This window comes from Ensifer sp. Root1252 (genome assembly GCF_001425885.1).
In the GTDB taxonomy this organism is placed as follows: Bacteria; Pseudomonadota; Alphaproteobacteria; order Rhizobiales; family Rhizobiaceae; genus Ensifer; species Ensifer canadensis.
Window position 1 is genome coordinate 165,251 of sequence record NZ_LMDT01000001.1, and the last position, 23,771, is coordinate 189,021.

Sequence of the window (23,771 nt, forward strand, 5' to 3'; positions counted from 1 at the left end):
TTGCCTCGATGGCCTTCACCTGCGATCTGATGCGATCATACTCGACGCTCATAGATGTCCTTCCTTGGTCCGCCAGGCGCGATTGTCGGAGTTGTTGAGGAAGCGCTTCACAAAGCGGTCGTCACCCTCACTGTGGGCCTGCACGAGGCCGCTATCGTGGGCGATGTTCAGCGGGATCGAGGCGACCCGGTGCCAGTCGCCGCGCCATGCCTTCTCGGCGCTGTTGCGGACGTCCTGGTTCTCGCTGATGAGATTGTCGACGGGGTAGTCGACGCGGAACACGTCTTTCTCCCCGTCGAAATAATGCCAGACCGAGCGGCCCGTCATCATGTCGTGTTCGTAGAGCGTCCAGCTCCCGTCACGAATGATCATTTGGATTCGCCCGGGAGCGGATCGTTGCGCTTCGCCTTGTGCTCATCGATGAGCTTTTTCGCGAAGGTGAGCGGAAGCTCGGTCTCGGCACCGGCCACCAGGCGTTCGCCCTCGTCGGTCCAGACGTCGCGCAGCAGCTTGACGGGGATTTTCTTCTCTTTTGCGGCCTCGGCCGGCTTTGTCTGATCGGTCATTTCCATTGCTCCTGAAACGGAAAAGGCGAGCCGAAGCCCGCCCTTTCACTGCCAATGATGAGACTGACGCGATTAGCTCGCGGCGGTCAGGCCGAAGAGATCGGCGGCAACGCCGAGGCCCTTCTCGTTGTGAACCTTCAGCGTGCCCTCACCGATCAGGACGCCCTTGTCAGCATCGCCCGTCTTTGCGACGTCCTTGTCTTCCTGGATCTTGCGGAGCCAGAGGAAGGACAGCATTTCCGGATCGATGAAGAAGGCGTTGCGAGCAAGGCCAGCGCTGCCGGCCTGGACGCGGTTCGGGTGGATCATCACCCTGCCGAACGGGCCTTCGTAGTAGTCGGCCGAGGCAACGATGGTGTTGCGCTCGCCGCCCTTGGAGACGGCATAGCGGAACGGTGCCACGTTGCTGTCCGACATGAACGTGACGAACACGCTTTTCACGTAGGGCGATGCAGAGACGTGACGGAAGTTCGCCCCGTTCTGGAAACCCTGCTGCATGACGCTGTCCAGGATTGTCTTGGTGAACGCGCGCTGCGTGCCGTTCGTCGGCGCCACAGTCAGACCGGTCGGAGTGTCAAAGCCGCCGTTGGCACCGGTTGCACCGCGCGAGACGTTGGTCTCGATCCAGGTCGACAGCGAACCGAGTTCGCGTGTCGCACCGCCGACGGAAGCATTGGTGTCAACGATGGCGAATTCGACATCCTTGCGGAGCTCGACGCCCTTCTTCAGCTTCTGGTACTTGCGCTTCTGGACATTGCCCGCCTCGGAAACGACTTCCTGGGTGGCCGAGATGATCCAGTCCTTGCGCAGGATCTGGGTGTAGTTGCCCAGACGGTCAGGCGGAGAGATGGCACCGAAGGTGTATTCGTCACCTTCAGTCTTGATGTTCGCGGCCGGCGCGGCGAGCTCGTCGGTTTCCCATTCGGGGTGAACCGATTTCGTCGAGCCCTTTTCGATCAGTGAATAGATCGGGGTATCTTCCGGCGTGATGCGGGAAACGACGTCGGACAGCTCTTCGCGGTTGCCGACGGCTTGGTTGGTGGTGAACGTGTTAGCCAAAGCGGCCATGGTCGTTTTCCTTCGATGAGAGGTTTAGTCGAAGTCGATCGCCATTGCGTCGCGCATCGACCCGGTTTTCGACAACCGCTGCATCGCATCCTTGCTCGAACGAACTTGCTGGCTGGCCCCACCGTTCGGCCGTGCCTTCGGAGTGGCGGGAGGGGCTGCGGTCACCTTTTGCAGCGCCTTGCCCTTCGCCTCTTCTGCCTTCATCCCGATCCGGGCGTAATAGGCCAGCCCGAAAAGACGATGATCGACGATGCCCTTCAGTTCCGCGTCGGAGAAACCAAGCTCACGCGCCGCATCGAATGCCTGATTGAAGAACGCTGTGCGTCCCTCCTCCTGCATCGTCTGCGGGAATGCCTGCGCCAGTCGCTCGCTTTCGGCTTGAAGCGTCTCCTCGCTCATCGACGAAGTAAGCTCGCCGGCAACCGAGGTGGAGTCGTTCGCAAGTTCGATGATCTGGTTGATGTTTGCCAAACCCTCGTCGTACATCGCCTTCTGGCGCGTGTATTCGACGGGGTTCTGAAACGCCAACTGACGCGGCGGCTCAGGCGGCAAGCGCTCTGCCAGATAGGAAGCGATACCCTTGACCGTGTTGGTCACGCGGGTTGTCATTCCCTCAAGAGTGCGGCCCTTATTGGCGACATCCTGAGTTTTATAGCGATAGTCGCGCTCCCGCAGGTACCCGAGCTTCAGCTCGGACAACGGCACCTGGTCGCCACCCTTCAGGGTGATGATCTGGTTGTCAGCTTCGTTGGCTGCCTCGCCATTCTCGGCATTGGCTAGCTCGTCGCCTTCGGCATTGTCTGCGGTCTCGCCGGCCTCTTGACCATCCACGATGGTCTCAGCCGTCTCGCCTTTGATCCCTTCCGTGCCTTGTTCCGAGTTGGCCGGCTTCTTGTCGTCGCCTGGCTCCCAGAAGTTCAGATTGTCCGGGTTGTCGATGTCGGTCGAGGGTGCAACGGTTTCGTTCCCGGCGAAGGCCGGGTTGACGCTCTCGTTCATGATGTCCTGCCTTTTGAGGTTTGGCCCGGGCCCTATGCCGGGGCGCCTTTGCCGTCAGCAGTGGCTTGTTCCTCGGCGAGAAACTTGAGCTTGCTGCGGAATTTCCTGATGGCCCGCGCTTCGGCCGCATAGGCGCCGCGGGTCTCGTCGTCGGTGACCGATGCGTTGATGCAACCGTTGATCGCCGATGCCTCCAGATCATCCATGATCAAATGGAAGAGCGGATTATCGAGCATCGCACGCGCCGCGGCCTGCTTCTCTGCGGGCTTCATCCTGCCATGCCTCCGATTTGCGTCGAGGTGACGGTCTGGCTCGTCAATAGCTGCGCGGCGTTCTGTTGCCGCTTCAGCGCGATTTCCTGATCGATCTGGTATTTCTTCAACTCGCTATCGGCCTTGATCCTGGCCATATCGACCTGCGTTTGGGCCGCGAGCTTCTGCCGATCGGTCTCGGCTTGCAGCTGCGCCTTCTGCACGTCGGCTTGCGCCTGCATCTGGGCTTTCTGCATTTCAGGATCAGGCTTGGCAGCATCGTCCGCCATGCGCTTTTCAAGCTGGGCGGGGTCCGGTTTGGTGAAATAGAGGTCAGGCGACTTCAGGCCGGCCGCCTCGACCGTCTTCGCGATCGAGTTATAGAGATTGTCGGGCGAAACATACGGGTTGTTGACCGGTCCGAGCGTTGCGAGCAGCTTCTCCTGCAACTGCTGGATCATCTGCACCATCATCATGTCGCGCTCACGCGTACCGGCGCCAAGGCCGGTGTTGACGGTGGCGTCCATGTCGGCATTCCAGTGGCGAGGATCGAAGGTGACCCACTGGTCACGCAGTCGAACCGCACGCGGCTTGTCCTGGTGCTTGATGACCAGGCGCAACAGCCCCTGAAACACCCGCTTCAGGCCCTGCGCGAACGTGCGGACCATAAGCTCGGTCTGGCCGATGCCAGCGGCCTCGATCATCGCCGAGGCCTTGGCAGTCATGTTCTGCAGCGCATCCGGCGCCATGCCGCTCGATGCGTCGGAAATTCCGGTGCGGTCGATTGCTTCCTGGTTGAGATACCCAAGCATGCTGAAAGACTGGCCAGCGACGAAGGGAACCGTGTTGTAGCCGACGGCGCCGCGGACGTCGGTCCCCTGGCTCACCCGGATCGGCTGGCCGAACTTCGGGTTCAGGACCGATTCCGGGTTTTCGATCACACCTTCCTGGACAATCGGCTGCTGGTTGTTCTGCCAATAGAGGTTGTCGAGCGTCTGGCGCAGCAACACCGTCTTGATGCGCTGGATTTCCGCCATGTCGTCGGTGATCGAATTGCCCTCGCGCTGATGCGGCCGGCGTTCGGTGATGAGATCCGCGAATGGCGCTTCGTCCCACTCCTCATTTTCGAGAAGGTTCTTCTCAGCAGTACCGCCCGCGAACACCAGGCGGCGCAACTCGGCGATACCGTCGTCGTCGGCGTCGATGCGGACATACAGCTCGTAGTATTCGACCTCCTGAGAGGCCTTGTCGATCTGGTCCTTACTGTCGACCACGTCACGACGACGGGTGAACTCTTCCGCTTCCTTGTCGTCGTCACTGGTCGCTTCAGCCAGACCGTCGATTTTGGCCCTATCGTAGCCCATCGCAACGAGGTCGGAACGGCGCATCCGCATGTTGATACCGGTACAGAGGCTGTCCTCGATCGACATCGCGTCCGGGTGGATCAGGAACTCTTCCAACGGAACCGCCGCAAGTCGAGTGCATCCCTTCTCGATTGTGCGCCTGATTTTCAGGTCGAAGACGGGCACCTGTGCCGGCCCTTCCGGCGTGTCGATCGTGTCGACAGACTGGGCTTGCTCCAGCACCTCCACATCGTCCCCGGCCACGAGCTGGACCATCGACGCCTCGTCGAGCCCGGTATGGCTCGAAACCGCAACGCTACGCTTCTTCTCGTACCACCAGCGAATGACACCATTGCGCAGCTTCAACGCGTCGTGTGCTGCATCCTGAACCGCGTCGTATCCAGCGCTTTCCGGAAAGACGATGTAGTTGATATAGTCGGTCGCCTGCTCTGCGCTGGCTTCGTCGCCCTGGTTGACCGGCTCATACTCGACGACCTTGTCGTTGCCGAGGATCGTGCGGATGAGCGAGGGCAGCACCTTTTTGATCGACGACCGGACATCGCGCGAAACCACCTTCGACCGGTTCGCATCCGTCGGCACGTCTTTCATGGTGCCGTCGTAGTACTCCATGGCCGTCATGCGGTCTTTCGACAGCTGATCGCGAAAACTCTCGCAGTCTTTGACCAGCTGTGAGACCTGGGCAGCAAGCTGCTGCGTCGACAATGCCGGCATTAGACAACCTTCCGATCTTGGAACTTCCAGGCGGTTGCATCAGCCTTGACCTTGGCAAACCGCTTCATCATCAGTGCGTATCGAGACGCTGAAATCACGTCGTCACGCTCTTTCACGACCTTGCCGTCCTTGCGGTGGTAGAGCCGGAACTCTTCCAGCCAGAGCGGGCAGGTCCTGAACACCTTCAAGCGCCCCGTCTGCATCCGCTGCAGCATGTCCGAGAGACCGGCCTCCACGCCGTTGGTGCCATCATCGAAAGTGGCGCGCTCCGGCAGCATCGTGAGGCCCTGCCCTCGATACTGTGCCGCCAGCTGCTCGCCGCTCCCCTTGTCATGCTGCAAGCCATCGTGAGGCCAAGCCCACGGCAGCCAGGCGCCCCAAGGCTTCAATGCCCCGGAGTGAATGAGTGGCGTTGCTTCCCGCTCGCGATATTCCTTCGTCAGATAGATGACGTCAGCGTCCCGGTCCCAAGCCAGGCACGCCGCGCCGAACGGGTGATCCCAACCGAAATCGAGGCCACCGATCTGCACCCAATGCTTCGGGATTTCGAACGGATCGACGACGATGCTCTCTTCCGCAATCGGGAAGATGCGACCCGATCCGAGCGACGGAACACCCTTCGTGCGGGCCTCGCGTTCGTGCGCCGGGTAGCTGGCGATGATACGTGCCCGTTCCTCCGGGCTGTAGTGTTCCGCGTCGTCGATCGTCATGGTGATGACGGTGCGGTATTTGGCGCCCTCATCGTCACCTGGCATGATGAACCTCGCAACGACCGTGCTCATGCCCTTCAGGGGCGTAAACGTGACGGCAACTGAGCCGCCGGTCGCGTTGGTGCGCGTGATGCCCTCTAGATAGACGTCCTCGGGCGGCTCTTCGTCGAACCAGACGAAATCAACGGTGTTGGCCTGCCACTTGCTGCGGCCCTGGTCGTAACCTTTGAGCAGCAGCGTTGACGCGCCGCCCGATGCATGCCGGACCGTGACGCTATCGAGCGTGCCAGACACGCCAGCACGGCGCGTTGTGTCCAGAATTGCGGCTTTCGGAATATAGCCAGTGCCCCAATCCTCTTCGTTCAGAGGTGGACCGATCAGAAGGCGCTGCACGCCGTCGCGGGTGAGTTCGTATGATTCCGACCCGGCAAGCATGGTAATGGGTTCATCCCATCGCCGGCCCGGCCACCAGTCCGGATATTGCCCCGTCAGATGCATCGCCGCTTCGGCCGCGCCGGATAGCGTTTTGCCGAGCTGGTTACCTGCCATAAACAGGCGTTCGCGATACGAAGCGCCGGCCTTATGAAATTCGACTTGCTTTTTGTAAGGGCGATAGAACCGCAGCCGGTTAGTGCGCTGTCGGCGCTCTATCTCCATCGCTATTTCCATCCTCTCCATGAGAAGCGAGGAAAGGTTGGATGGTGGCGTCGAGCTTTCTGATCCGGTCGAGAAGCTGCTCATCAGTCATCTCGCCGATTTGGTTGACGTTGACATTCAGATCCTTCGGCATCAACGAGGCGACCACCCTCAAGAAGTCTTGCGGGCGCTTCTCGATAACAGTGTGGATCGCAGCGGCGCCGTTACTCTCCCAGGCTGAGAGCAAGTCCTCGATGAACATCTCCCCAAGGCGGTTGCGTGCGCCTTTAGGACGACCGGGATTGCCGGGTTTGAATTGGTGCTCAACGGGCGGGTTTCCCTTCCCCGTTTTCTTCCCGTTCTTTCGGGGCTCATCGGTCATCTAAGATTGCCTTTCGCACGGAGAGCCTGGCGCACGATCACCCGTCTCACACGAGAGCCGTGGCTAAGCGCCGATAGCCTGTTCATCTCCGGTTCTGGATGCCGTGGTAGAATTCGCGAGTCGGATGCATCCAAGAGGAGTGAAGCATGAGCCGAAACGCCCTAATCGCAATCGTTGCTGCCGCAGTGGTCATTGTCCTGGTTGTCCTTCTAATGCCAAAGAACGAAGCGACAACAGAAACGGCAACCCCGCCGGCGACCACTACTGAGCCGGCAACAACTCCGTCCACTACCACTCAACCGTCGACGACAGAGCCGACTACGACCGCACCGTCGACTACAACAACGACACCATCGACTACGACCCCGTCGACTACCGAGCCTACGACGACGGCGCCGTCTACTCAGCCATCCACCACACAGCCGTCGACAACGACGCCTGCTCAATAGAGCAGTTCATGCCGCGACTGCTCACCGTGTGTATGCGGTAGGGCGGTCGCGCTTGCCCGGTCGGGTGGCCCAGCCGATCACGACTACATGGGTCATCGTCGGGAACCGAGATGCCGTCAACATCCGAGTTTGTCACGCTATCGGGTGACCGTCTTCGTCCATGCGATTGGCGATTCGTCGCAAGAGGCCCTTGGTCATTTCCATAAGGTGTGTCGCATCATGCTGGTCGTACACGGCGTCGAGATGAGCAGTTGCGTTTCGATATGGGTTCTGGATCACAGCCAAGGCCGCGTGCAGTTCTTCGAACACCTTGCCGTCCCCTGCAAACCGATCTGCCGCGGCCGGCCATCTCGCTTCGATTTCTTGCTTCACTTTCTGAAGCATTCGGCCCCAATTGCGATCCGCCCCCTTGGTTGGGTCAGGAATGTTGAGGCATCGGGAAATCGCGCGAATGCCGGCTTCGAGGGATCGGAGTGAATGAAACGCGCTCGCCGTCGGTCGGGCTAGCGCCAAGCATTTCGCTGCTTCATCTAGATCATGCTTTAACGACGGAAACTTCGCGACTACATCGGGGCCAAATGCTGCCTCCGCGCCTTTGAACAGCAGCTGTTCACCCTCGCTGAGTGCCAGGATCATGTGGCTGCTGAGTTCGTCCTGTAAACGGTCTTTGAAATCTTGAAATCTATTAAGTAGGTCATGCTCGTGCTTGCCAGAGATTGTTTCGTCTAGCGCAGTCCGCAACCTTATCAGCGATTTAGCCGCCGACCGCATACCCATCTCTTCGAGATGGGCGAGCAACGGGTCAATCTCGTCCGCATAGCCGTCGAATTCCATTTTTACGTTGGCGCCTTGGCGGATGGCGTACGCCCGAAGCGAGATTGTGACAGCGAGGAACGATGTGCAGCTCATCATTCGGTCCGCTTGGTATTGATGCATGCTCGTCTCCCTCAAGAATCGACTCGACTCGGAAATGAAGTCGATCCTTGGAGAAACTACGGCATACTTGTAAAGGGAGCGTCAGAAGCATGCCGCAAAGGTTGTAACATGGCTTGGCTTTACGTCCGCCTCGACCCGGACTTTTGATCAAGAGCTACCCAACCAAGCAAATAGGAAATCCGCCTTCCGGGGATTGGCGGCGGCCGGTCACAGTTCTGACGTTGCAAAGACTCTACCGGGGTTTCGCGTCGAAAGTCAATTCGTTTCGTCTCCGAAACATTACTTGTACCCAAAGCATTTGGCGCATGCGACCAGATCCTGTTCCAAGACGGGTGCCACATCCCGTTCACTAATCTCGAACTTCAGGCCGATCTGCTTGGCTGTCAGGCCTTGAGCGCAGTAGGCAGTCAAACGCGCGGATACGAGCGCTCCGAGGACGGACGCAGCACCCTTCAACTCCTCCATTGCTTCGAGACGCTTTTCGGGAATGCCCTTCCAGCCGGCGCCAGTGGTTCCATTGAGATTGGGAGACGACGCCGAAGCGGTTCCGGCCCTCTCCCAGAGCCGCGCATAGTGCGATCCAGCATGGTAGAGATACATCCCGGGGCCCCCTCGGCCGTAGCGCCATTCGAACGTTCCCGGTAAGGCTCGAACACTCTGCTTCGTCGCGCGGTTCGACGACACTCGGACCGATACGGTGCTTACCTTCGTTCCCTCAAAGCCGGGGATGCGCGACTTCCTTGCTGATGATGTCTGCTTCAAGCGCTGGATCCTTTCTCCTAAGCGTACTTGGGGGCTGGGTTTCAAGCCAAACGTTGGCGGTACTCAGCGGTCAGATAGTCAACAGGCTCGTTTTCTGGCGCGGCGCGTTCGCAGGCGAGAGCCATCCCCATATTCGACAATTCATCCGCGCGCTCGTTCCCGGCGATGCCCGCGTGGCCTTTACACCAGCGGACGGTGATTTGAGCAGCACCGAGGAGCGCCTCGTCAATCGCCTGCCACAATTCGGCATTTAGCAAGATCCGATTTCTAGGATCTGCGTTCGGCCCGCCGCGCTGCCAGCTGTTCTTCTTCCAGCCGTGGCGCCACTCGTTCGTGCCTTTGACGCAATACATGCTGTCGCACCAGATGGTGACAGGACCGTCCAGCGCTTTCGCCGCCGCAATGCCCTTCAGGAGCCCCGTCAGCTCCATTCGGTTGTTCGTGGTGTCTGCTTCGCCGCCATGATCGGACGCGATTTCCACGCCGTCTCTGAATGCAGCCACCCCCCAGCCACCAGGCCCGGGGTTAGGCTCGCATGCACCATCTGCGAAGACATGGAGGCCGGCTGCGAAGGCGCTGTGATCTATCTCATAGGAGCGCTTGCCGGATGACCGCGCCTTTTTGAACTTCTGCCACTTAGCCATCCAAGTCACCGCAGCTTTTCTTGACGATCAATCGACGCTCCGGCGTCATCCTAACGTACGCAGGCCGCCAGTTCATTGGCTTCCGCCAAATTCGCTCCGGTGGGTCGATGCGGTACCAGTAGCCGTCCGTGTCGAGGAAATACTTCATGACTTCAGGCGAGTGATGACCCGCCATGTCATCGAAGAGCAGGTTGCAAATGAGGCCGTCCGCCTTGGCCTCACTCATCGGCCGCCACGGGTTCTCGCGGTCATGCGCTTCGCGCGCTTTGCGTTCAGCTATCGTCATGCGGCACCTCCGGATTCGCCGAGATCAAGAGAAGAGATATTAGGAAGCCACCCGGCGCCGACCGTCTGGCATTCGAGGTGGATTGTCGTTAGAAACTCAATTCGCTGCCTTTTTATCTCCTGATCGACGATGCCGATTGACTGCATTTGGAGAACGTAGGAACGGATCGCCCGAGACAGAATGTGGTCGGCTTCTCGGTTGGAGCGTGCCTTCGCCAATTGCGTGGCGACTTTGCGGGCGTGCCCGGTCCTCATCCTCGAAGGGAAAGGAATGATCAGCGTCATGCAGCTTCCTCACGGCAGAACTCGGTTTGTAAGAGACGGTACGCGCGGCCAACTCCCGGATCACCATGAGTCGCCTCGTCGTTGTCGCAAAGGGCTTCGAGACGGTCATATAGACGGTCCGCAAGCTGGCGACCGAAAAGCCTCCCAGCTCTGACCTCTCTGTCGAGAATGGCCAAGAAGCCGTGGTCTTCTTGAACGCCGAGCATTTTGATGGCGATCATGTCGTCTGGATGGATTAGCGCATTTGCCAAAGCATCCACATCGAAGCCAGAACCATGCTTTCCTTCTTCGGAGCGATAGCGATAAGTGTGCGCACCAGCTTCCGATTCATCGGAAATGGTGCCGACCCGGAACACGTGTTCCTTCCGAGGGTTCTCTTCAGAGAGTTTGGGTGCAGTTTCCTGCGCCAGTGTAGGCGCAGTTTCTTGCGCCAGGGGGGCGCATTTTTCTGCACCCCTGCGACGTTCATCTGGCGTTATGACTTCTTCACCGCTTTTGGCCCGCTCTTCATAGTCGGTGACCACAGCGCTCAGTCTCTCCCAATGAATCTGGTATGTGCAGCTCTGATTTTCGCGCATTTTCCTAGAGACAATGCCTGAAACCATGAGTTCTTTGACCGCAGTCTGGATAGTCCTACGGCAGAAGCCCGTCTCTTTCTGCAGTCTCGCTTGCCCGGGGTCGCACCTGCCAGTAGAGGCGTTTGCGTGCCATACGAGCCATCCACCGACAGATCTAGCAGCCGTCGACAGCTTCGGCATCCAGAGAAGAGCGTAGAGGGCTTGTGTTTTCTGACCTTTAGCCGGAGTTTTGTTCACCCGAGTGCCTTCCGTTGGAGCGATATTGGTTAGCCATGGTGCAAGCTTGGGCGGCTTGCACAGCGGTTATTTCGAATTTCGTCTTCAGGATGCTGATGACGTGCGGAGGCACTGGGGTTTGTTCGGAGAGCCACCTTGCAGCGGCCTTCACCTTTTCAGCGACGATGTTTTCCATCAGGCCACCTCGGACTCGGAAAGGACTACTTCTGAGTGAAGTCGGTAGCGAGCGTGATGGCCTGGATAGTCTCCAGCATGGTTTTCATGAGTCGTCTCGATCGCGAAACCAAAGCGGCGGAGTTTCCAAATATAGTGTCCCAGGCGGGGCGCGGGGTTTTGGAGGGAAGTGATCCCCCGCTGGCCGGCCGCAAGGAGTTCCTTCAAGCACCAGGCATCTCTGCCCACAACCGTGATCGGTTGACCAGCTTCGCCGTTTTCCACGATTTTCGCGCGAAGCAACAGACGTTTACGGGCCTTTGCAACTGCGCCGTTCTGGACATCAATGGCCCGGGTGTTATCTACTGAAATTGTCAATGAGCACTCCTGTGTAGATGTTGACTGATCGAGCAGCGTGGGTGCGGTCGCCAAACTCAACCCATGCTGCTTTTCTATTTCGGCTCATGCCGCCGGCTCCATGAAGAAGCTCAGGAGCTTTCCCCGCTCCGCGACCCATCGGCCTCCGACCTTCTTTGCGGGAAGCGCCCCGGTCGTCAAAAGATGGAAGGTTACGCGGGGAGTTCGTCCGATAATCTCGGCGATGGATTCAGCGCCCCATACAAGCTCGATTTTCGCGGTTTCTGACATTTCGTGTTGCCTCTTGTTAGTGACATCACCGTAATGTAAATCACCGTGATTTTATTGCAAGTCTGGCGGGAAGAAATTACCGTGATTTATTCAATCGGGGGATAGTTATGAGTAAGCCTGGCAGAGGCTCAGATCAGTTTCCACTACGGCTTCCGCCTGGGATGCGCGATCAGATTAAGCGGGCCGCAGAAGAGAGCGGCCGATCGATGAATTCTGAAATCTTGGACGTTCTTCGTGAATACTTCCCCGAGGAACCAAGCGTTGAAGAGTTGGTCGATGAGATCGACCACACGCTTGCGCTACTCCGTGACATACAAGCTCACTCAAAGTCAGGGGATGTGACTCGCAGCAACAAATTTCTGTCGGTCATCGGGCGACTGTCGGCTGCGAACGATGAGCTGTGGAAGTCAGTATCCGAGGATCGCCAGTCGCCGATAGTGAGGCTTGAGCCGGAGGTCTTGGCCGACCTCTCGAAGATGTGCGAGCAATGGGATATTCCCTTTCGCCCAGTCATCGACGGACTGATTAACGGCTTAGTTCAGATGAGCCTTGATCGAATTGCGCGGGGCGAGGAGAAACCGAAGGTTTGGATTCGCGAAGGGGATGCAAGACGCATGGTCGAGTTTTCCCCACCAGAGACTGGCAAGAGCTCATGAGCGTGCGCAGGCGTGAATGGACCACCGAAAAAGGTGTAGAGAAATCGGCCTGGATCGTCGACTACGTGGACGGTAACGGCAAGCGACGTCTCAAGACCTTCAAACTCAAGAAACAGGCTGATCAGTTCGCCGCCACGGCGTCTGTCGAGGTGAGAGAAGGCGTTCACGTCGCTGATAGTGCCACCATCACTCTCGAAGAGGCCGGTAAGCTCTGGCTCAAATCGGGCGATGCGGCTGGACTGGAGCGCACGACGATGGATCAACGCCGGCAACACCTCAACCTTCACATCGTGCCCCTAGCTGGGGCAGTGAAGCTGACGAAAGTGACGGCGCCGTGGGTACGCTCACTTCAGGACGACTTGCGGGAGAAAGGTCGATCGGCTGCGATGGTAAAGCGCATAACGGTCAGCCTTGGAAGCATTCTCGCAGATGCCCAGGGACGCGGCCTTGTGGTGCGCAATGCCGTGCATGAGTTATCTAAGGCTCGCTCTGGCACGAAAGTCTCAGAGAAGCGCGCCAAGGCGAAGCTGAGGGTCGGTGTGGACATTCCGACGAATGCCGAGATCCGGACAATCCTCGACGCTGCCACGGGCCGATATCGCCCTCTGATCGTGACGATGATCTTCACTGGCATCCGGTCCAGCGAGGCCCGCGGGCTCCGATGGGAAGACGTCGACCTGAAGAAATGCGTCCTGCATGTCAGGCAGCGGGCCGACCGCTATGGCGATGTCGGGATGCCAAAGAGCGAGGCCGGACAGCGGACAGTCCCTCTGCCCCCGATCGCCGTCAACACGCTGAAGGAATGGAAGCTGGCTTGCCCGAAGAGCGAGGCCGGTCTTGTATTCCCCAACACGGCCGGGAACATCGAGAACCACCAGAATATGCTCAAGCGTGGTCTATGGCCGATCGAGGTCGCCGCGGGCGTCACCGTCACCACAGAGGAATTCGACAAAGAAGGGAAGCCGATCCTGGCGGCGAAGTATTCCGGCTTTCACGCCTTACGGCACTGGTACGCGAGTTGGTGCATCAACCGGAAAGCAGATGGTGGTTTGGAACTGGCCGCTAAAGCTGTCCAGACCCGCATGGGCCACAGCTCCATTCAGGTCACGTTTGACACCTATGGACACCTCTTTCCGGCGCTCGACGAGGGAGCGGAAATGGCGGCTGCGGAACGCGCACTGTTCGCGATCGACGCGACATAGACGCAACATGTAGACAGAAAGCTCTTTTGTTTCAACGAGCCGTGAAACACTCTGACTCCGTTAGTCCTGGTTCGAATCCAGGTTCCCCAGCCAAACTCTTTCACAAACAAATTCAGTAGCGTAAACACCTCGGCACGCGTGACTTTCGCACGCCTTGCGCCGATGCCTAGAATGCCCCTTTCGAAAGACACGGTCGCGTTCGACACCCTCACATCCAGATGCCTTGCAAACGGAATTCGCGTTGAGATTGCATTAACGATGTTTGCTTACTCTTTGCTAGGGTTTTCAGGGGGTGGGCAGATGTTTCGGACGAACGGTTTTCTTGTTTTTCTCTTGTCGAGCGCATCGCTCGCAGCGGCCGCCGATATGGATGGGCCATTGGTCGGGGCGGCCGACTACTATGAAGCGCCGGTCGAACAGGCATCGCTGGGCGTAACGGGATATATCGAAGGCGCCTACGGAAGCGTCGTCGATTCTCCCGGCGACATTGATGCCGACGCATGGGCGCTGCGTGGCGCCGTCAACTTCGATGCAGGCGGCGGCTTCAATCTCCAGACGGATCTCGGCTACGCCCGCGCCTCGATCGGGGACGCCGACACGAATACTTATAACGGCACCCTGCACGGTTATTACCGAGACAACCTCTATGCGGCGGGTGTGTTCGTGCAGGCGGCGCGTCTCGATGCAGGGTTCGACAGCCACATCAACGATTATATGGGCGGCATCGAGGGCGCCTATTTCCAGGACACATGGACCATCCACGGTGCGGCCGGTTATGGCCAGGCGGGATGGGAGGGTTTCGACGCCGACCATTACATGGCCGCGCTCGGCGCTCGCTTCTATGCTACAGACAACGTACGCTTCGATGTCGACGGCGCTCTCGACCGCATCACCGACAGCGGCATCGACTACGACATCCGCAGCCTGAAGCTGACGGCGAACTATCGCTCGGTATACTTCCCGGTCACATTGTTCGGCGGATACAAATACGCCGACGAGGAGGTATCCGGTTTCGGTTCGTCGGTGTCGGGCGACAGCAGCACGATCTTCGGTGGCCTCCGGTTCTCCTATGGGTCGAACAGCATCAAGGAAGAAGAGCGCCTGGGACCGGTCTGGTCCAACAACAGCCGAGCGTTTTGATCACGAGACCTATCTCGCAAATAGCGGTCGGGTCGCTGTGTGCCGGCAAATCGCATACCGAACACCGCGCCGGCTCTCCCCAGACCTCGGCGTGGCTGCGCCCGAATGTCGAAGGCTGACGCAGTCTGCCGGCAGACATACCGCGAAGATCAGGCTCGCAAAGTTCGGCGTGGAGATCGTCACGAACGCCGGAGCCGCGGCCCGACATGTCATCTCTTGCGCGCGACGATATAGGGACGGCTGTCGTTGCCCTTGGTCGCGTGGTTTTCCGTGGCAAGCACGTCGAAACCGGCAGCATGGATGATCTGACCCAATTCAGCCGCCCGGAAGATGCCGGCGTAAGGCGCCTGCCCGAGCGCTCGCATCGCGGGCAGCAGGACAAGCCGAATGAGCGGGTTCATATCCCCGACGCAGGGCGTCTTGGAAATGAACAGACCCTGCGGCGCCAGCAGGGCGTGAATGTGGCCCAGCGTGCCGGCCAAGTCGCGAACCAGATGCAGATAGTTGAACCCCATGATGACGTCGAACTGTGTTTCTTCGGGCGTCAGCGCCTCGACGGTTGCGACCCGGAAGGCTAGCCCCGGGATGGGATCGGCGGCACACCTTTCTTCGGCAATCGCTACCATTCCTTTGGAAATATCCGTCCCAAGATAGCTTTGCACATGGCTCGCAAGCCGGAGCGCCGTTGTTCCTGTCCCGCAACCCACTTCCAGCACCCGGTCGCTTGGTCTCAAAAGGGCGCGGGTTCGCTCCAGCGTGCGCTCATATCCGGCTTGATCGGCAATCTTGCCCATGGCGTATTTGCGCGCGCTCCGGTCCCAGAAGCGGGCGTCAGTCTCCATGCTCATGGTGGGTTTTCTGCCTTTCCAGTGCGGGGCCGGTCCGCTGTGTGGGAAATTGCTCCATCGTCCATACGAGGATCAAGGTCAGGTGAAGCGGACGTGTAGATTTGAATGAGACCGCCGACATCTTGTCAACGCCGCTTGCAACTGCCACGCTAGTCCCTGCGTGATTCACGATTACATATGGGAGGGCACATGGCTCATAAGTTCGAGATCTACAAAGACAAGGCTGGCGAATATCGGGTTCGCTTCAAGTACAACAGCGAAGTGATGTTTTCGACCGAAGGCTATTCGAGCAAGGCAAGCGCTCAGAACGCCATCGATTCGATCAAGAAGAACGGACCGAACGCGCCTGTCGAAGACAACAGCCAAGCTTAACTAAATTCCATGAGAGGCCCGCCGATGAGGATCGGCGGGCCTCTTTCCTTTAAGGCGGGCACTTGCCTAGCGCGCAATCCGGGCGCTTATTTCCGGCTGATGAGCCGCGGCTAAATCAGACCACGGCTGGCGAGATTGCGCATCAGCGCGGCCATGCCGAACGTCCAGGGCGGGCAATCCGTCGACAGGCGCACCACGTTGGTCAGGCTACCAAGTTCAGCATTTGAAATCGTCACCAAATCGCCGATCCTGTGGGTGAAGCCCTGCCCCTTCTCGTCGCGGTCTTCGACCGGGGCAAACAACGTGCCCATGAACAGCATCAACCCATCGGGATATTGATGGTGTGGCCCGATCGTCTGGGCGACGAGGTCGAGCGGGTCACGACTGATCTCCGCCATGCTGCTCATTCCCTTCAGGCGGTAGCCATCGGCGCCTTCGACCAGCAGCTCGAGTTCGGCCCTGCGCACATGATCGATCGTGTAGGTCTCGTCGAACAGGCGGATGAACGGGCCGATCGCACAGGAGGCATTATTGTCCTTCGCCTTGCCGAGAAGCAGAGCGGACCGGCCCTCGACATCGCGCAGGTTGACGTCATTGCCGAGCGCCGCGCCCTTGACGGCGCCGTCAGAGGCAACGGCCAGCACGATTTCCGGTTCGGATTGTTCCAGCGCGAAATCGGGTGGAGGCCGACATCGGCACCCGAACCGACCGATGACAACACCTGTGCCTTGGTAAAAACTTCCGCATCCGGACCGATGCCGACTTCCAGATATTGCGACCAGACGCCCTCCTCGATCAGCGCGGCCTTGACACGGGCTGCCTCCGGTGAGCCGGCCTTAAGGTTTCGCAGGCTGTCGCCGATGACGGCAGTGACGCGTGTGCGGATCGCCTCGGCGCGGGCGGCATCGCCGGCCGCCCGCTCTTCGATGACGCGTTCGATCATCGAGCGCGCAAAGGTGACGCCACAGGCCTTCACGGCCTGGAGGTCACAGGGCGCAAGCAGGCGAAGGGTCGAGATCTTGCCCTCCCCCGTGAGTACGTCGGTCACCGACGCGAGACGTTCGCCATCGAGCTGACGGATGTGGGCAACCGGGTCGGGAAGCTCCAACAGATCGCGCATGGTGGGCGCCATTTTCGAGGTGATGTCGACAATCGCGCCGTCCCTGACGGTCACGAGCGCCGGCCCGTCAATATCAGATCGCCAGACGCGCCCGACAAAGGTTCCGCTTCGGTATGCCTCAAGCGTCATGATCGCTCCCCCAAAGAGATGATTTTCTTGCAGCGAAAACAGCGGGCTGTAAAGCGCATGCGATTTGGGTGGGTTGTACCCGATGGAACATTGCAAGTTTTCGCGCGTTTCCTGTTGCAGAGCGCGTCCAGTCGAGCATGCGAGGTTCGCAACGTTAGTTTGCAACCGCACAACCCGGTCCTCTGCCTTTGCCGAGGCCGTTCCGGCCGGCAAGACCCGTAGGCCGGAGGACGCCCAGAAAGGATGTGAACGCGATGAATCAACGTGAAGAGTTCAAGGAAAAGCCGCTCATCGACCCGGTGACAGGTCAGCCGACACCCATGCCGACAGATCCGGCACCGGTCCGCTCCGGGCGCAGCAGCTGGCCGCTCGTCATCATCCTGCTTGCCGGCCTCGTGCTCGCTTTGATCGCCTGGCTCCCGGCAGAACTGACGCGGGATACGACCGAGACGGCAACGCCACCGGCCACCACCGACCAGTCGACATCAGGGCAGACGGCGACACCGCCAGCAACGGATACGACGGCCACGCCGCCGGCCGATACGACCACCGCACCTTCCGGCGGAACGATGACCGCCCCGGAAACGACGCCGCAGCAGGGCACGACCCCGCCGGCAACGAACGGAACGACAACACAGCCGGCACCGGCCCAGTAACGGTATTGTCGCAATGGCTTGCCTTTGCCGGAAGAGCGTTCTTCCGGCAAAGGTCGAGTGTTGATCGCACCAGGACGTGGTTGTGCCGAAGAGCGCGCGCATTGGGGCGACCGCGATCAATTGAGACGACGCTTATCGGCCGTCATCGACAGCAGATCTCGTCATTCTCTCGTCGATGACGCCTTGACCATCGCGTCCCACCCCGCCGCGCAACAATCGGCGATTGCCATCAGGGTCTGACGCGAGGCTCCGTCGCGGGCGTGGATCGACATTCCATGCTGGATCGACGTGACATAGGCGGCGATGTCGTCGCAGGCCGTTCCCGCGGGCAGATCACCTTCCGCCACGCCACGCTCGAGACGCTGCTCTAATGCCGCCTGCTTTTCCAGCCGGCGCGCCTTCAGACCGTTGCACACCGCCGGGTCGACCCCCTCCATCTGCGGGGCAGAGAGCACCACCATGCAGCCGCGTGGCTCGGCCCATTGGGTAAAATTCTCGGCCGACCGGCGCAATAGGTCGTGCACCGCCTCCTTTGCCGTCGGTGCGCTGTCCAGAAACTCCCAGATACCGGCGCCATCGGTCCGGCCATAGAGGTCGACGGCCTCGAGGAAAAGCTTCGCCTTGCTGCCGAAGGCAGCGTAAAGGCTCGGCGGATTGAGCCCCATCACCCGCGTCAGATCGGCAAGCGAGGTGTTGTCGAAACCCTTGTCCCAGAAGATTTCCATCGCGCTCCTCAGCGCTTCCTCACGCGAAAAATTGCGCGGCCGGCCACGGCTGGACATCGCATGAACTCCTTTTTTTGTATCGATCAATACATAAATGACTTGACAGCGGGAGGCAAGTCGCCGCGTATATATGTATCGATCACTACAAATACGGAGCAAGAGCGTGTCGAATCTGAAAAACAAGGTCGCGTTGGTGACAGGCGGCGGACGCGGCATTGGTGCGGCGATCGCCAGGCGGCTGGCAAGTGAGGGCGCCATTGTCGCCATCACCTACGGGCAGTCGCAGGCAAAGGCCGATGCACTGGTCGCCGAAATCGAGCGCGCGGGCGGCAAGGCGCTCGCCGTACGCGCCGACAATCGAGATGCAAAGGCGGTGGAGACCGCCGTCCAGACGGTCGTCGAGCGGCACGGCCACATCGACATTCTGGTCAACAATGCTGGCATTTATGAAGCAGCCGCCATTACGGACGTGACCGCGGACGATTTCGACCGCACGGTCGATGTCAATGTGAAGGCGGTGGTACTGGCCACGAGCGCTGCGGCAAAACATATGCCGGAAGGCGGACGCATCATTTCGATCGGCAGCAATCTGGCGCAGCGCGTTCCCTTTCCGGGCATCAGCCTCTATGCGCTCAGCAAGTCGGCGCTCGTCGGCTTTACCAAGGCGGTCGCGCGTGACCTCGGACCGAAGAGCATCACCGTCAACATCGTCCATCCCGGCTCGACCAATACTGACATGAATCCGCAGGACGGCGCGCATGCGGATCCGCAACGCGGCTTGATGGCAATCCCCCGGTTCAACGATGCGAGCGAGGTGGCGAGCCTCGTCGCCTGGCTTGCCGGGCCCGAAGGCCGGGGCGTGACCGGCGCCGAATTCACCATCGACGGCGGCACGAACGCCTGACCGGCGACCAAATGCAGAAGAGGCCGGAAGCGATGCTCCCGGCCCCTTTTGGCGATCGGATAAACGATCAGGAGAAGAAGCGCTCCGGGCGATAGGGGGCGATGTCGATCACCGTCTTCTCGCCGGTCATGGCTTCGGCGAGCGCCCGGCCGGTGACCGGGCCGAGCGTCATGCCGTGATGGGCATGACCGAAGGCGAACCACAGGCCCTGGTGACGCGGCGCCTTGCCGATGATCGGCATCATGTCAGGCGTGCACGGGCGAGCGCCCATCCACGGTTCTTCGTCGCGGCGCTCGGCCAGTGGGAAGAACTCGCGCGCTACACGCTCGGCGCGGGTGAGCTGAACCGGCGTCTTCGGCGCATCGCGCCAGGCAAATTCCGCCCCCGTCGTCAGGCGGATGCCGCGCAGCATCGGCGCCAGGAAATAGCCCTTCTCGGCATCCAGTACCCAATTGTTGAGCTGGGCGCCCTCCTGCATGCCGTAATGCATGTGATAACCGCGCTTGACGGCAACCGGGAAATGGTAGCCGAGCTTGCGCGTGACCGTATCGGCCCAAGGACCAAGTGCGACGACGACTTCATGCGCCTCGAGCGGCCCTTCCGGGGTCGCGACCCGCCAGCCCGGACCTTCGAGAATGTGTTCCACCGTCGCCGCGTCCCCGGAAACCAGCCGGCCGCCGAGCGACTGGAAATAGGTGAGATAGGCCTTGTTGAGGCTGTGCGGATCGCGGATCGACCATGGGTCGCTCCAACGCAGGCCACCGACGAGATCGGCCCTGATCGAAGGCTCCAGGGTCTTCAATTCGCTGGTCGAGAGTTTCTGATGATTGACGCCGAAACCGGTCGACAGCTTCTCGGCATCCTTGTAGGCCGCGTCGCGCTCCTTCTCGGTGCGGAAGACCTTCATCCAGCCGTCCTTGCGGATCAGGTCGCCCGCGCCGGATGCATTGATGAGATCCTCATGCTCGGCGATCGAATTTTCGATCAGCGGCGCATACATGTTGGCGATGCGCTGGTGCTGGGTGAAGCCGGAATGCCACCAGTAGCGCGCCAGGAACGGCACCAGCCCCGGCAGCGCGCGAATATGGTAGTGCGCGTCGATGGTGTTGTTCAGCGCGTAGCGGAACAATGCCCCGAAATCATGCGGGAAGCCGTAGGGAAACACGCCCTCGCGCTGGATCAGGCCGGCATTGCCGTAGGATGTCTCTTCGCCCGCACCGCGACGATCAAGCAGCACCACCGACTTGCCGCGCCGCGCCAGATGGATGGCGGTCGATATGCCGACGATGCCGGCGCCGAGAACCACTACGTCAGTCTTCATGTCCAGTGCCCCGCTACTCGATCAAGACCATCAGCAGCGATGCACGCCGCTCGGCCCAAGCTACTTCTTCTTCAGCCCATTCATGATCTGCTCGAGATAACCGAGCAGAACCGCCGAAACCACGAAAGCGAGATGCATGATCGTCGCCCACATCAGTTGCTGGCTGGTATATTGCTGCGTGTTGAGGAAGATCTGCAGAAGATGGATGGACGAGATCGCGACGATCGACGATGCGACCTTGATCTTCAGGCTGCCGGCGTCGAGCTTGCCGAGGAAGGAGACCTCGGCATCAGCCTCGTCGAAGCGGCTGACGAAGTTCTCGTATCCTGAGATCATCACCATGACGATCAGGCTCGCCACTAGGGCGGCATCGATCAGGCCGAGCATCGACAGGATCATCTGGGCATCGTCGTAGACGAAGACCATGCCGGCGATCTTCAGGAACTTGTACATGAACGAAATGCCGTAGAGCGCCAACGCTGCAACAAGCCCGAGATAGAAAATGACCAGCAGCCAGCGACTGGACAGAATGATCCGCTCTACGAGGAGCTCCAGCGATTTCATGTGTTCCGCATTCCTTGGTGCGCGTCAGATCCGTTTCGGCATGAATAGCCAAGCACACCTGGGAGGGCAAGGGATGTAACCGGAGCATCGCGACATGCGAAAGGGACGAAGTCTTTCGACATTCGTCCCTTGTTGATTTCCTACTGCATAAATCCTTAAAGCTGAATCGATTTAAGCAGATAATTATGCAGCAGGTTTAATGCGTTACCAGCGCCTGGATCAGGTTCTGCGCATGAGCCCCACGACCAGCGAGATCACCAGGAAGGCGAGGAATAGGAAGAACAGGATCTGTGCAATACCTGCGGAAGCACCGGCAATACCGCCAAAACCAAGTACACCTGCGATAATTGCTACTACCAGAAAGACGAGAGCGTAGTAAAGCATAGGATATCTCCTTGTATGCGTCGCTGGAAATGAAACGTCATGACCGCCTATTTTGTTCCAGCACCGACGCAAGCAACGATGAAATCTTCAATCCCGCCCCGGAGGTTCGAAACCATCTGTTAACCATGATCGCCAAAACAGTCTCGATTTGGCACAGCCGAGGCGAAATTCGCCAGGAACCTTCGTGATAGTCTTACGTTGTTCCCTCAAGGAATGAAGCGGGTTCGACATGAAGATGCCAATGTCACATATTTGGAAGTCCGCAGCTGAAACAGCGCGCCGAAACGCCGAAACGCCGGACAGTAATCTTCACATCGGTAGAACGATGCGTGATCTCTACGCGCACAACACAGACAAACCGAGCCAGAACTTAAACAATCTTCTCGAAAAACTGAAAAAGACCGAGCCGAAACCGAAGAGATAATTGCGCAGCGCCGTTCTTCCGCTACTGCCTGTTTCCTTAAATCCTATTCGATTAAGGATAAAAACATGCAGCAATTCAAAGTGCTACAGCGACCCTTGCGCGTCTAATAAGACGCGCGGGGCTGTGGGGGCTCAAAAACCAAAAGCAAACGCCGCGACGGTCGATCACCACGGCGGCGTTTGCTTTTGGCCTTTCGGCTCGGTCGGGTTCGCCTCTCAGTGGCGGGAAGCCCAGTCGTCGATCTGGCGTTCGGCTTCATCGCGGGCGATGCCGTAGCGGGCCTGGATACGGCCGGCAAGTTCCTTGCGCCGCCCGTCGATGACATCGAGATCGTCATTGGTCAGCTTGCCCCATTCGATCTGAGCCTTGCCCTTCAACTCCGCCCATTTGCCCTGAATGATGTCCCAGTTCATGCTTTGATCCTTTCAGCGCGGCGACGGAGAATCGCTTCGCACTTTTCCTGGAGATGCTTTAGTTGCGGAACTTCGGCTTGTCGTCCGTGCGGGCAGCAACAGCGTAGGTGCCGTCGTCAGCGATCACATTGACTTCAAGCTGACGCGAAGGCGTGATCCACCATTCTATCGTCGCATCCTCGACAAACAGGGCGGGATCGACTTCGGCACATTTGCCATAGGCGCTCTTGAACGCCTTGCCGACCTCCTCGATCGACGGCGAAAGCAATTCATGAAATTCCTCGACAGTCTCAAAACCGACGACCGGTGTCGGGACTTCACGGCAGGCGGCGTCGCCCTGCATGCAACCGACGAGGACCATGATGGCAGCGATATGTTCCATCCGCATGCTCCTTCCATCAAAAACGTGAACAGCAAACGGTTATGAACGGCGCGAAGTTCCATGGGCCGAATCAAATTTCGTCGATGCCTTCGCTGGAGCGAGCACTCGACGCGGTATTTCATGCCCAGCGCGATGGTTGCGGCTGGCGAAACAGGTCGCAGGCGCACGTCGGAGCAATTGCCGCTGGCGGCCCTTCAAATCCCCGGATCGACGACAGGTCTGGGAAGAATTTGCCCAATGGAACAAATCGGCGTGATCGTCGTTTCCACAGCAATAACAAGCGCCGCACCCGTGGCGATACCACAAGGGAGACATTGATGAGCGGTGCGGATCCGACCGTTGCGAGCATTCCAAAGGTGGTTAAGATAGGCGCGAAGCCAGGGTCAGGGCTGGCGTCGGCAAGGCGTGTTCGCTTTGGCGAACGGCCTCATTGTCGTCATTCTGTTCGTCATCAGTCCCCCGCAACCGGTCTCGGCCGAATGCATCCTTCAATGTTCAACAAAGCAAACCTCGGATAGGAACGCGTCATGAAGAAGATACTTATCGTAGCAAGCCTGATCCTCCCCTTGGCGGCATGCACGCAAACGGAGAAGGGCGCGGCGATCGGCGCGACCGGCGGCGCAATCATCGGCGGTGCAGCCACGGGCAATGTCAGAGGTGCTGCGGTCGGTGCCGCCATCGGCGGTGTCGCCGGCGCGCTCGTTGGCAATGCCAATGAGCCGGGACGTTGCATCTATCGCGACCGCTACGGCCGCCGCTACGAGGCCGCCTGCTAAGGCGCAAACGTCAAGAGGTCCAGGGAAGCGGGCTTCGGCCCGTTTCTCATGTCTTGCGCTTACAACTCGGGGAGAACTTTTTCGTCGGCAC

Annotated in this window: 30 protein-coding genes and 1 pseudogene; 7 read left to right on the plus strand and 24 right to left on the minus strand. The window is 59.3% G+C overall.

Annotated features, from left to right (window positions below; translation table 11 throughout):
• Nucleotides 1-48: 48 nt before the first annotated feature.
• The 16 genes from ASD02_RS00800 to ASD02_RS36625 form a co-directional block, all read right to left on the minus strand.
• Entirely contained in the window at nt 49-372 is a 324-nt protein-coding gene (locus ASD02_RS00800) for a hypothetical protein (protein WP_057221837.1), read from the minus strand.
• A complete protein-coding gene (locus ASD02_RS00805; protein WP_225906278.1) occupies nt 369-572 on the minus strand; it encodes a hypothetical protein in 204 nt (67 codons plus the stop codon). Before ASD02_RS00805 ends, ASD02_RS00800 begins: the two co-directional genes overlap by 4 nt.
• Nucleotides 573-638: 66 nt before the next feature.
• A complete protein-coding gene (locus tag ASD02_RS00810; RefSeq protein WP_057221836.1) occupies nt 639-1,634 on the minus strand; it encodes a DUF5309 domain-containing protein in 996 nt (331 codons plus the stop codon).
• A gap of 24 nt (nt 1,635-1,658) precedes the next feature.
• Nucleotides 1,659-2,633: a hypothetical protein gene (locus ASD02_RS00815; protein ID WP_156408350.1), complete on the minus strand. Its 975-nt coding sequence runs from the start codon at nt 2,631-2,633 to the stop codon at nt 1,659-1,661.
• Nucleotides 2,634-2,665: 32 nt separating this feature from the next.
• Nucleotides 2,666-2,905: a hypothetical protein gene (locus tag ASD02_RS00820; protein WP_057221834.1), complete on the minus strand. Its 240-nt coding sequence runs from the start codon at nt 2,903-2,905 to the stop codon at nt 2,666-2,668.
• A complete protein-coding gene (locus ASD02_RS00825) occupies nt 2,902-4,959 on the minus strand; it encodes a hypothetical protein (RefSeq protein ID WP_057221833.1) in 2,058 nt (685 codons plus the stop codon). The genes ASD02_RS00820 and ASD02_RS00825 overlap by 4 nt, the downstream gene beginning before the upstream one ends.
• A complete protein-coding gene (locus tag ASD02_RS00830; protein ID WP_057221832.1) occupies nt 4,959-6,410 on the minus strand; it encodes a terminase large subunit in 1,452 nt (483 codons plus the stop codon). Before ASD02_RS00830 ends, ASD02_RS00825 begins: the two co-directional genes overlap by 1 nt.
• The gene (locus ASD02_RS00835) at nt 6,298-6,687 is read right to left on the minus strand and encodes a hypothetical protein (protein WP_057221831.1); all 390 of its coding nucleotides are present in this window, start codon (nt 6,685-6,687) and stop codon (nt 6,298-6,300) included. The genes ASD02_RS00830 and ASD02_RS00835 overlap by 113 nt, the downstream gene beginning before the upstream one ends.
• Nucleotides 6,688-7,268: 581 nt before the next feature.
• On the minus strand, nt 7,269-8,072 hold the full coding sequence (locus ASD02_RS00840) for a hypothetical protein (RefSeq protein ID WP_057221830.1): 804 nt from the start codon (nt 8,070-8,072) through the stop codon (nt 7,269-7,271).
• 279 nt (nt 8,073-8,351) lie between these two features.
• Nucleotides 8,352-8,672, minus strand: a complete 321-nt coding sequence (locus ASD02_RS00845; protein ID WP_057221829.1) for a hypothetical protein — start codon at nt 8,670-8,672, stop codon at nt 8,352-8,354.
• Between the two features lie 203 nt (nt 8,673-8,875).
• Nucleotides 8,876-9,478 (minus strand): ribonuclease H, encoded by a 603-nt coding sequence (locus ASD02_RS00850; RefSeq protein ID WP_057221828.1) that lies wholly within the window; start codon nt 9,476-9,478, stop codon nt 8,876-8,878.
• Nucleotides 9,471-9,764: a hypothetical protein gene (locus ASD02_RS00855; protein WP_057221827.1), complete on the minus strand. Its 294-nt coding sequence runs from the start codon at nt 9,762-9,764 to the stop codon at nt 9,471-9,473. Before ASD02_RS00855 ends, ASD02_RS00850 begins: the two co-directional genes overlap by 8 nt.
• A complete protein-coding gene (locus ASD02_RS00860; RefSeq protein WP_057221826.1) occupies nt 9,761-10,048 on the minus strand; it encodes a DUF6074 family protein in 288 nt (95 codons plus the stop codon). Before ASD02_RS00860 ends, ASD02_RS00855 begins: the two co-directional genes overlap by 4 nt.
• On the minus strand, nt 10,045-10,626 hold the full coding sequence (locus ASD02_RS00865; protein ID WP_244494160.1) for a hypothetical protein: 582 nt from the start codon (nt 10,624-10,626) through the stop codon (nt 10,045-10,047). The genes ASD02_RS00860 and ASD02_RS00865 overlap by 4 nt, the downstream gene beginning before the upstream one ends.
• Before the next feature lie 217 nt (nt 10,627-10,843).
• Nucleotides 10,844-11,038, minus strand: a complete 195-nt coding sequence (locus tag ASD02_RS00870) for a hypothetical protein (RefSeq protein WP_057247422.1) — start codon at nt 11,036-11,038, stop codon at nt 10,844-10,846.
• On the minus strand, nt 11,038-11,394 hold the full coding sequence (locus ASD02_RS36625) for a hypothetical protein (RefSeq protein ID WP_347376819.1): 357 nt from the start codon (nt 11,392-11,394) through the stop codon (nt 11,038-11,040). Before ASD02_RS36625 ends, ASD02_RS00870 begins: the two co-directional genes overlap by 1 nt.
• 377 nt (nt 11,395-11,771) lie before the next feature.
• On the opposite strand from ASD02_RS36625, the gene ASD02_RS00885 reads away from it, so the two are divergent.
• The 3 genes from ASD02_RS00885 (at nt 11,772) to ASD02_RS00895 (ending at nt 14,662) form a co-directional block, all read left to right on the plus strand.
• A complete protein-coding gene (locus tag ASD02_RS00885; protein WP_057221822.1) occupies nt 11,772-12,320 on the plus strand; it encodes an Arc family DNA-binding protein in 549 nt (182 codons plus the stop codon).
• Nucleotides 12,317-13,522 (plus strand): site-specific integrase, encoded by a 1,206-nt coding sequence (locus ASD02_RS00890; protein WP_057221821.1) that lies wholly within the window; start codon nt 12,317-12,319, stop codon nt 13,520-13,522. The genes ASD02_RS00885 and ASD02_RS00890 overlap by 4 nt, the downstream gene beginning before the upstream one ends.
• A gap of 300 nt (nt 13,523-13,822) precedes the next feature.
• Nucleotides 13,823-14,662 carry a hypothetical protein gene (locus tag ASD02_RS00895; RefSeq protein ID WP_025426022.1) on the plus strand — a complete coding sequence of 280 codons (840 nt, stop codon included), beginning with the start codon at nt 13,823-13,825 and terminating at the stop codon, nt 14,660-14,662.
• A 209-nt stretch (nt 14,663-14,871) separates the two neighbouring features.
• Here the strand turns inward: ASD02_RS00895 and ASD02_RS00900 are convergent, their stop codons facing one another.
• Nucleotides 14,872-15,510 carry a class I SAM-dependent methyltransferase gene (locus ASD02_RS00900; protein ID WP_057211566.1) on the minus strand — a complete coding sequence of 213 codons (639 nt, stop codon included), beginning with the start codon at nt 15,508-15,510 and terminating at the stop codon, nt 14,872-14,874.
• Between the two features lie 189 nt (nt 15,511-15,699).
• Between ASD02_RS00900 and ASD02_RS00905 the strand changes: the two genes are divergently transcribed.
• Nucleotides 15,700-15,882: a YegP family protein gene (locus ASD02_RS00905; protein ID WP_025426020.1), complete on the plus strand. Its 183-nt coding sequence runs from the start codon at nt 15,700-15,702 to the stop codon at nt 15,880-15,882.
• A 110-nt stretch (nt 15,883-15,992) separates the two neighbouring features.
• Here the strand turns inward: ASD02_RS00905 and ASD02_RS00910 are convergent.
• Nucleotides 15,993-17,131 (minus strand): annotated as a pseudogene (locus ASD02_RS00910) (fumarylacetoacetate hydrolase family protein).
• Nucleotides 17,132-17,385: 254 nt separating this feature from the next.
• On the opposite strand from ASD02_RS00910, the gene ASD02_RS00915 reads away from it, so the two are divergent.
• Nucleotides 17,386-17,787, plus strand: coding sequence for a hypothetical protein (locus ASD02_RS00915; RefSeq protein ID WP_113567036.1), 402 nt, complete (start codon nt 17,386-17,388; stop codon nt 17,785-17,787).
• 161 nt (nt 17,788-17,948) lie between these two features.
• Here ASD02_RS00915 and ASD02_RS00920 read toward each other — a convergent pair whose 3' ends face one another.
• Nucleotides 17,949-18,569 (minus strand): TetR/AcrR family transcriptional regulator, encoded by a 621-nt coding sequence (locus ASD02_RS00920; protein WP_025426017.1) that lies wholly within the window; start codon nt 18,567-18,569, stop codon nt 17,949-17,951.
• 73 nt (nt 18,570-18,642) lie between these two features.
• Here ASD02_RS00920 and ASD02_RS00925 point away from each other — a divergent pair, with 73 nt between their 5' ends.
• Nucleotides 18,643-19,416 carry an SDR family NAD(P)-dependent oxidoreductase gene (locus ASD02_RS00925; protein ID WP_051509154.1) on the plus strand — a complete coding sequence of 258 codons (774 nt, stop codon included), beginning with the start codon at nt 18,643-18,645 and terminating at the stop codon, nt 19,414-19,416.
• A 67-nt stretch (nt 19,417-19,483) separates the two neighbouring features.
• Here ASD02_RS00925 and ASD02_RS00930 read toward each other — a convergent pair whose 3' ends face one another.
• From ASD02_RS00930 to ASD02_RS00950, 5 genes are all read right to left on the minus strand, one after another.
• Nucleotides 19,484-20,737: an FAD-binding oxidoreductase gene (locus ASD02_RS00930; RefSeq protein WP_025426015.1), complete on the minus strand. Its 1,254-nt coding sequence runs from the start codon at nt 20,735-20,737 to the stop codon at nt 19,484-19,486.
• Between the two features lie 60 nt (nt 20,738-20,797).
• Nucleotides 20,798-21,301, minus strand: a complete 504-nt coding sequence (locus ASD02_RS00935; RefSeq protein WP_081788838.1) for a TIGR00645 family protein — start codon at nt 21,299-21,301, stop codon at nt 20,798-20,800.
• Between the two features lie 219 nt (nt 21,302-21,520).
• Nucleotides 21,521-21,685 carry a DUF1328 domain-containing protein gene (locus ASD02_RS36630; RefSeq protein ID WP_025426013.1) on the minus strand — a complete coding sequence of 55 codons (165 nt, stop codon included), beginning with the start codon at nt 21,683-21,685 and terminating at the stop codon, nt 21,521-21,523.
• 639 nt (nt 21,686-22,324) lie between these two features.
• A complete protein-coding gene (locus ASD02_RS00945; RefSeq protein ID WP_025426012.1) occupies nt 22,325-22,522 on the minus strand; it encodes a CsbD family protein in 198 nt (65 codons plus the stop codon).
• Nucleotides 22,523-22,580: 58 nt separating this feature from the next.
• Nucleotides 22,581-22,904 (minus strand): hypothetical protein, encoded by a 324-nt coding sequence (locus tag ASD02_RS00950; protein ID WP_025426011.1) that lies wholly within the window; start codon nt 22,902-22,904, stop codon nt 22,581-22,583.
• A gap of 527 nt (nt 22,905-23,431) precedes the next feature.
• Between ASD02_RS00950 and ASD02_RS00955 the strand changes: the two genes are divergently transcribed.
• Entirely contained in the window at nt 23,432-23,680 is a 249-nt protein-coding gene (locus ASD02_RS00955; RefSeq protein WP_025426010.1) for a glycine zipper domain-containing protein, read from the plus strand.
• Nucleotides 23,681-23,771: the final 91 nt, after the last annotated feature.

Bases quoted from the DNA above. Each gene is read 5' to 3' on its own strand.
- ASD02_RS00845 (WP_057221829.1), bottom strand. From the start codon at position 8,672: ATGTATCTCTACCATGCTGGATCGCACTATGCGCGGCTCTGGGAGAGG.
- ASD02_RS00870 (WP_057247422.1), bottom strand. From the start codon at position 11,038: ATGGAAAACATCGTCGCTGAAAAGGTGAAGGCCGCTGCAAGGTGGCTC.
- ASD02_RS00860 (WP_057221826.1), bottom strand. From the start codon at position 10,048: ATGACGCTGATCATTCCTTTCCCTTCGAGGATGAGGACCGGGCACGCC.
- ASD02_RS00890 (WP_057221821.1), top strand. From the start codon at position 12,317: ATGAGCGTGCGCAGGCGTGAATGGACCACCGAAAAAGGTGTAGAGAAA.
- ASD02_RS00950 (WP_025426011.1), bottom strand. From the start codon at position 22,904: ATGGAACATATCGCTGCCATCATGGTCCTCGTCGGTTGCATGCAGGGC.
- ASD02_RS00900 (WP_057211566.1), bottom strand. From the start codon at position 15,510: ATGAGCATGGAGACTGACGCCCGCTTCTGGGACCGGAGCGCGCGCAAA.
- ASD02_RS00805 (WP_225906278.1), bottom strand. From the start codon at position 572: ATGGAAATGACCGATCAGACAAAGCCGGCCGAGGCCGCAAAAGAGAAG.
- ASD02_RS00825 (WP_057221833.1), bottom strand. From the start codon at position 4,959: ATGCCGGCATTGTCGACGCAGCAGCTTGCTGCCCAGGTCTCACAGCTG.
- ASD02_RS00935 (WP_081788838.1), bottom strand. From the start codon at position 21,301: ATGAAATCGCTGGAGCTCCTCGTAGAGCGGATCATTCTGTCCAGTCGC.
- ASD02_RS00840 (WP_057221830.1), bottom strand. From the start codon at position 8,072: ATGCATCAATACCAAGCGGACCGAATGATGAGCTGCACATCGTTCCTC.
- ASD02_RS36630 (WP_025426013.1), bottom strand. From the start codon at position 21,685: ATGCTTTACTACGCTCTCGTCTTTCTGGTAGTAGCAATTATCGCAGGT.
- ASD02_RS00915 (WP_113567036.1), top strand. From the start codon at position 17,386: ATGAATCAACGTGAAGAGTTCAAGGAAAAGCCGCTCATCGACCCGGTG.
- ASD02_RS00815 (WP_156408350.1), bottom strand. From the start codon at position 2,633: ATGAACGAGAGCGTCAACCCGGCCTTCGCCGGGAACGAAACCGTTGCA.
- ASD02_RS00905 (WP_025426020.1), top strand. From the start codon at position 15,700: ATGGCTCATAAGTTCGAGATCTACAAAGACAAGGCTGGCGAATATCGG.
- ASD02_RS00955 (WP_025426010.1), top strand. From the start codon at position 23,432: ATGAAGAAGATACTTATCGTAGCAAGCCTGATCCTCCCCTTGGCGGCA.
- ASD02_RS00850 (WP_057221828.1), bottom strand. From the start codon at position 9,478: ATGGCTAAGTGGCAGAAGTTCAAAAAGGCGCGGTCATCCGGCAAGCGC.
- ASD02_RS00865 (WP_244494160.1), bottom strand. From the start codon at position 10,626: ATGCGCGAAAATCAGAGCTGCACATACCAGATTCATTGGGAGAGACTG.
- ASD02_RS00835 (WP_057221831.1), bottom strand. From the start codon at position 6,687: ATGACCGATGAGCCCCGAAAGAACGGGAAGAAAACGGGGAAGGGAAAC.
- ASD02_RS00820 (WP_057221834.1), bottom strand. From the start codon at position 2,905: ATGAAGCCCGCAGAGAAGCAGGCCGCGGCGCGTGCGATGCTCGATAAT.
- ASD02_RS00830 (WP_057221832.1), bottom strand. From the start codon at position 6,410: ATGAGCAGCTTCTCGACCGGATCAGAAAGCTCGACGCCACCATCCAAC.
- ASD02_RS00895 (WP_025426022.1), top strand. From the start codon at position 13,823: ATGTTTCGGACGAACGGTTTTCTTGTTTTTCTCTTGTCGAGCGCATCG.
- ASD02_RS00855 (WP_057221827.1), bottom strand. From the start codon at position 9,764: ATGACGATAGCTGAACGCAAAGCGCGCGAAGCGCATGACCGCGAGAAC.
- ASD02_RS00930 (WP_025426015.1), bottom strand. From the start codon at position 20,737: ATGAAGACTGACGTAGTGGTTCTCGGCGCCGGCATCGTCGGCATATCG.
- ASD02_RS00945 (WP_025426012.1), bottom strand. From the start codon at position 22,522: ATGAACTGGGACATCATTCAGGGCAAATGGGCGGAGTTGAAGGGCAAG.
- ASD02_RS00920 (WP_025426017.1), bottom strand. From the start codon at position 18,569: ATGTCCAGCCGTGGCCGGCCGCGCAATTTTTCGCGTGAGGAAGCGCTG.
- ASD02_RS00925 (WP_051509154.1), top strand. From the start codon at position 18,643: ATGTATCGATCACTACAAATACGGAGCAAGAGCGTGTCGAATCTGAAA.
- ASD02_RS00885 (WP_057221822.1), top strand. From the start codon at position 11,772: ATGAGTAAGCCTGGCAGAGGCTCAGATCAGTTTCCACTACGGCTTCCG.
- ASD02_RS00800 (WP_057221837.1), bottom strand. From the start codon at position 372: ATGATCATTCGTGACGGGAGCTGGACGCTCTACGAACACGACATGATG.
- ASD02_RS00810 (WP_057221836.1), bottom strand. From the start codon at position 1,634: ATGGCCGCTTTGGCTAACACGTTCACCACCAACCAAGCCGTCGGCAAC.